The sequence below is a fragment of the Sebaldella sp. S0638 genome, assembly GCF_024158605.1.
Taxonomy (GTDB): Bacteria; Fusobacteriota; Fusobacteriia; order Fusobacteriales; family Leptotrichiaceae; genus Sebaldella.
Genome location: NZ_JAMZGM010000195.1, coordinates 1 through 3,465 on the forward strand (window position 1 = coordinate 1; position 3,465 = coordinate 3,465).

A 3,465-nucleotide genomic window follows, 5' to 3' on the forward strand; every position below is an offset into this window, starting at 1 on the left:
ATAGATAAATCAATATATGAAAAACAAATCTTTTATTATATCAGATTTAATTTACAGACTTTCTTGCACACTCCCCTATTATCCATTCTCCGAATATTTTTTATATTTGAATTTCTACCTCCCATTTCATTTCCAATTTATATTTCTTATTTAAATATTCTAACAATTCATTTTTTCCTACTACACAATAGTCCTTATCATTTATATTTATCATTAAATTTATAGGAACTTTTTTAATTATAGGCACTTCCCCGCGCATTCCATAATTATAATTCATAATATCATAGCATTCAACTAATTTCTCATTTTTCAAAATAATACTTGTCAATTTTATAATTTTTCAAAATAATACTTGTCAATTTTATAATTTTTCCATAATCATCACTTTTTATTTTTTCATCGCTCTTATATGTATTTATAAACTTAATTCGTTCTCTAGTAATAATCAGCTCACGACTTGTTATTTCTTTAAAATCATATTTTCTTTTATTAGGTATAAATTTATTCCCATAATTTATTCTTATTTCTTCCAAATTCTTAAAATCTTGACTGCAATAAAATGACTGAATCAATATAAAAATTAGCATTACGACTTTTTTCATTTTACCTCCCATATATTCCATATGATGCTCTTTCTCTTAAATTTTGTTCACTTCTCAGCTGATTTTCTTTAGACATTGCACTCAGTTCTTCTTTATCTTGACCAATTAATTTTACCACATTTACTTCAATTAATTTACCGTTATTTCCATATATTGGCTCTAATTTGACTTCATACCCTTCTGGTGCTTGATTAATATGATTTTGAATATCTTCTACTACAGTAATTCCTAATACTTGTTCCAAATTTTTTCTTTCTGTCTGATTGTTTAATAAATTACTATATTTATTCTTATTTATAAAATTACAAGAATTAGAATTTGGGATAATGTCATAATTTTGATATTATCCCAATTAAACCAGCTATTGTTATCATTTTAGTTTAGTTCTTTGATTAATTTCAAATAATTTTTCATTGTTGCACTTTCTTCTTCACCTAATTTTCTATAAAGCTTATATTTATCACTTGTATATGATTGATTGATAATATCATAAATTTTTATTTCATTTTCTAATTCTAGTTCTAAGATTACTTCATATTCTGTCATTTCATTACCATAACTTAAATTTCCATCAAAATTTTCTCCAAATATCAATGCTGCTTTTTCTATTCTCTTATTATATTTGTATATATTATCATTTATTTTTTCAATTGAATAAGTTAGGAATTTCTTTGTTAATTTGTCAAAAACTACAACAACTACAGTATTTTTATCATTATAAAGTAAAATCTTATTTGTTTTCCCTTCTGGAAGTAATATTAAACTTGAAATTTCCTCTTTACATATCTTACCGTCTTTGATTACTTCATTACATGTTCTCCCACTTTCATGTTCTCCCACACTACGATAAATTCCTGTTTCAAAAGTAAATAAGATTTGACACATCATTACTAAAAAAATTAAATATTTCATTTTTCTCCTTTTTAGAAACCTATTATTGTTGGATAACTGCCTCTTTTATCATTTGGTCCATATAATTGATTTTCATTGTGACCATTTGAAATATTTCTTCCATTAACATCCGAAGAAATATTTATTTTTTGTTCATCATTTCCAAAACTTAACCCATACTTATATTCCTTATATCAAGCACTATTGAACCTCATTGGAATAATATAATTTTAATGATATACACCTCTCTTGAAAGATTTTTCATATTATTTATCACAATATTTTTTTAGATAATCTATAAGATTTTTTGTGTTTGTATAACTGATCTGTATTTGATTCGATTCTTTATCATAAATCTTATTTGTTGTATATTCACCAGGAATAAATGTTAAATATGCATAATCTCCTAATTCTACTATTTCAACTACTTTATTAATTGAGAAAGGCGATATCTTATCTACAAGAATTATTTTCTCTAAAATATAGTTCTCTTCTAACTCTTTCAATGCATTTTTATATTTTTCTTCAAAAATTATTTTTTCTTTATTTTTTAAGTGTAATTCTATATTTTTATTATTTTTGGTGTAAACAATTCTTTTATCACTGTACACGGTGATATTTTCGATAATGTTAAACTTCGTATCCCTTATTCTTATTAATCCTAAATAATTATCCCATATTCCATTCACATTTTTACTTATATTATAATAACATGATGAACTTTCACATTCTTCATAACCCATAAAAGTTTCATTGCTTAGGGAATAACTCATTAATATTTTTTCAGTATTCTTAGATAATAACATAAATGTCACACCTATAAAATACAATATACTTTTTTTCATGCTTGATCTCCTGACTCAATAATGTTAATATCTCATGTCTTTTAAAAAATTGTCATCGTATTTAATGTCATTAATTTTATTGACTTTACAAACTTATTCCCCCGATAAATTATCCCATATTCCATTTTTTGAATCAAAAGAATCTATAGTCTCAATTTCTTCTTTTTGCAATTTTCTATAAAATCTATACTCATTTTGCGAATAAATATTTACACCATAAATATAGAATAAAATTTCATTCCTTAATTCTTCAAAATATACAATAACATTAAAATCATTTATTACTTCAGTATTTATAACAGTTTTTCCATTTTCGTCAAACCCTATACTCACTCCTTTTAATTTTAATGGTGTTACTGATTTATAATAATTTTTTGATATTTTTGTTAATTTTAATTTTTGTGGTTCGTCATTATTTTCCCCTTTATAAATTAAAACAACATTTTTTTATTCAAATCTTCATATATAATCAAATTTTGGTTTGTTCCTTCTGGAATTTCTACGCTTCTTTCTATTTGTTCTTTACAAAATTCATTATTCTTAACAATTTGATTTTTGCATATTTTACCTGTTTCATACTTATTTCTTTTTAAATATACCCCACTTTCTACAGAAAATATTACAAAAGATATAAGAAAAAACATATATATTTTTTTCACTTTTCCTCCATATTACAGCTATTTTATATATCAATTTTTTATAGAAGGTATTTTATAGAATGTCTCTAATAATCTCGATTCGAGTTTTATCCATTCATTTTCTGGAGCTTCCTGTAACTTATCCAATATCTCCAATTCATATTTTAAAGAATTTGAAGCATTATTTATTTCAAAAGATTTCTTAAAACAATATGCTGAATAATAACTTTTTGAATACATATTTTCATTATTATAAATCCATCTCATATTAATAAATTCACCATTTTTAAAAACATTTTCTATTAAAAGATAACCCATGTCGTTTTCTTCAATAAAATACACTTTTACATCTGGAATTTCTTCTTTTGTTTTATTGAAAAAATATTTAATATTCAATTCCGATTTATATATCCCTGTAGTGCTATAGTAAAGTAGGAACACCAAAATCTAAACAATGATATAATAAAAAAAGAAAGAGGTGTTTTGAAA

Annotated in this window: 7 protein-coding genes; all 7 read right to left on the reverse strand. The window is 23.4% G+C overall.

What is annotated here, in order from left to right; translation table 11 throughout:
* Window positions 1-302: 302 nt before the first annotated feature.
* The 7 genes from NK213_RS19245 to NK213_RS19275 all read right to left on the reverse strand — a co-directional run bounded on the left by NK213_RS19245 (window position 303) and on the right by NK213_RS19275 (window position 3,372).
* Window positions 303-602: a hypothetical protein gene (locus tag NK213_RS19245; RefSeq protein ID WP_253352339.1), complete on the reverse strand. Its 300-nt coding sequence runs from the start codon at window positions 600-602 to the stop codon at window positions 303-305.
* A 1-nt stretch (window position 603) separates the two neighbouring features.
* Entirely contained in the window at window positions 604-846 is a 243-nt protein-coding gene (locus tag NK213_RS19250; RefSeq protein WP_253352341.1) for a hypothetical protein, read from the reverse strand.
* A gap of 131 nt (window positions 847-977) precedes the next feature.
* Complete coding sequence (locus NK213_RS19255) at window positions 978-1,514, reverse strand: hypothetical protein (RefSeq protein WP_253352343.1); 537 nt, start codon at window positions 1,512-1,514, stop codon at window positions 978-980.
* A 245-nt stretch (window positions 1,515-1,759) separates the two neighbouring features.
* Window positions 1,760-2,338 carry a hypothetical protein gene (locus NK213_RS19260; protein WP_253352345.1) on the reverse strand — a complete coding sequence of 193 codons (579 nt, stop codon included), beginning with the start codon at window positions 2,336-2,338 and terminating at the stop codon, window positions 1,760-1,762.
* A 93-nt stretch (window positions 2,339-2,431) separates the two neighbouring features.
* Window positions 2,432-2,671: a hypothetical protein gene (locus tag NK213_RS19265; protein WP_253352347.1), complete on the reverse strand. Its 240-nt coding sequence runs from the start codon at window positions 2,669-2,671 to the stop codon at window positions 2,432-2,434.
* Between the two features lie 98 nt (window positions 2,672-2,769).
* Complete coding sequence (locus tag NK213_RS19270) at window positions 2,770-2,997, reverse strand: hypothetical protein (RefSeq protein ID WP_253352349.1); 228 nt, start codon at window positions 2,995-2,997, stop codon at window positions 2,770-2,772.
* Window positions 2,998-3,027: 30 nt separating this feature from the next.
* On the reverse strand, window positions 3,028-3,372 hold the full coding sequence (locus tag NK213_RS19275) for a hypothetical protein (protein ID WP_253352351.1): 345 nt from the start codon (window positions 3,370-3,372) through the stop codon (window positions 3,028-3,030).
* Between the last annotated feature and the right edge of the window lie 93 nt (window positions 3,373-3,465).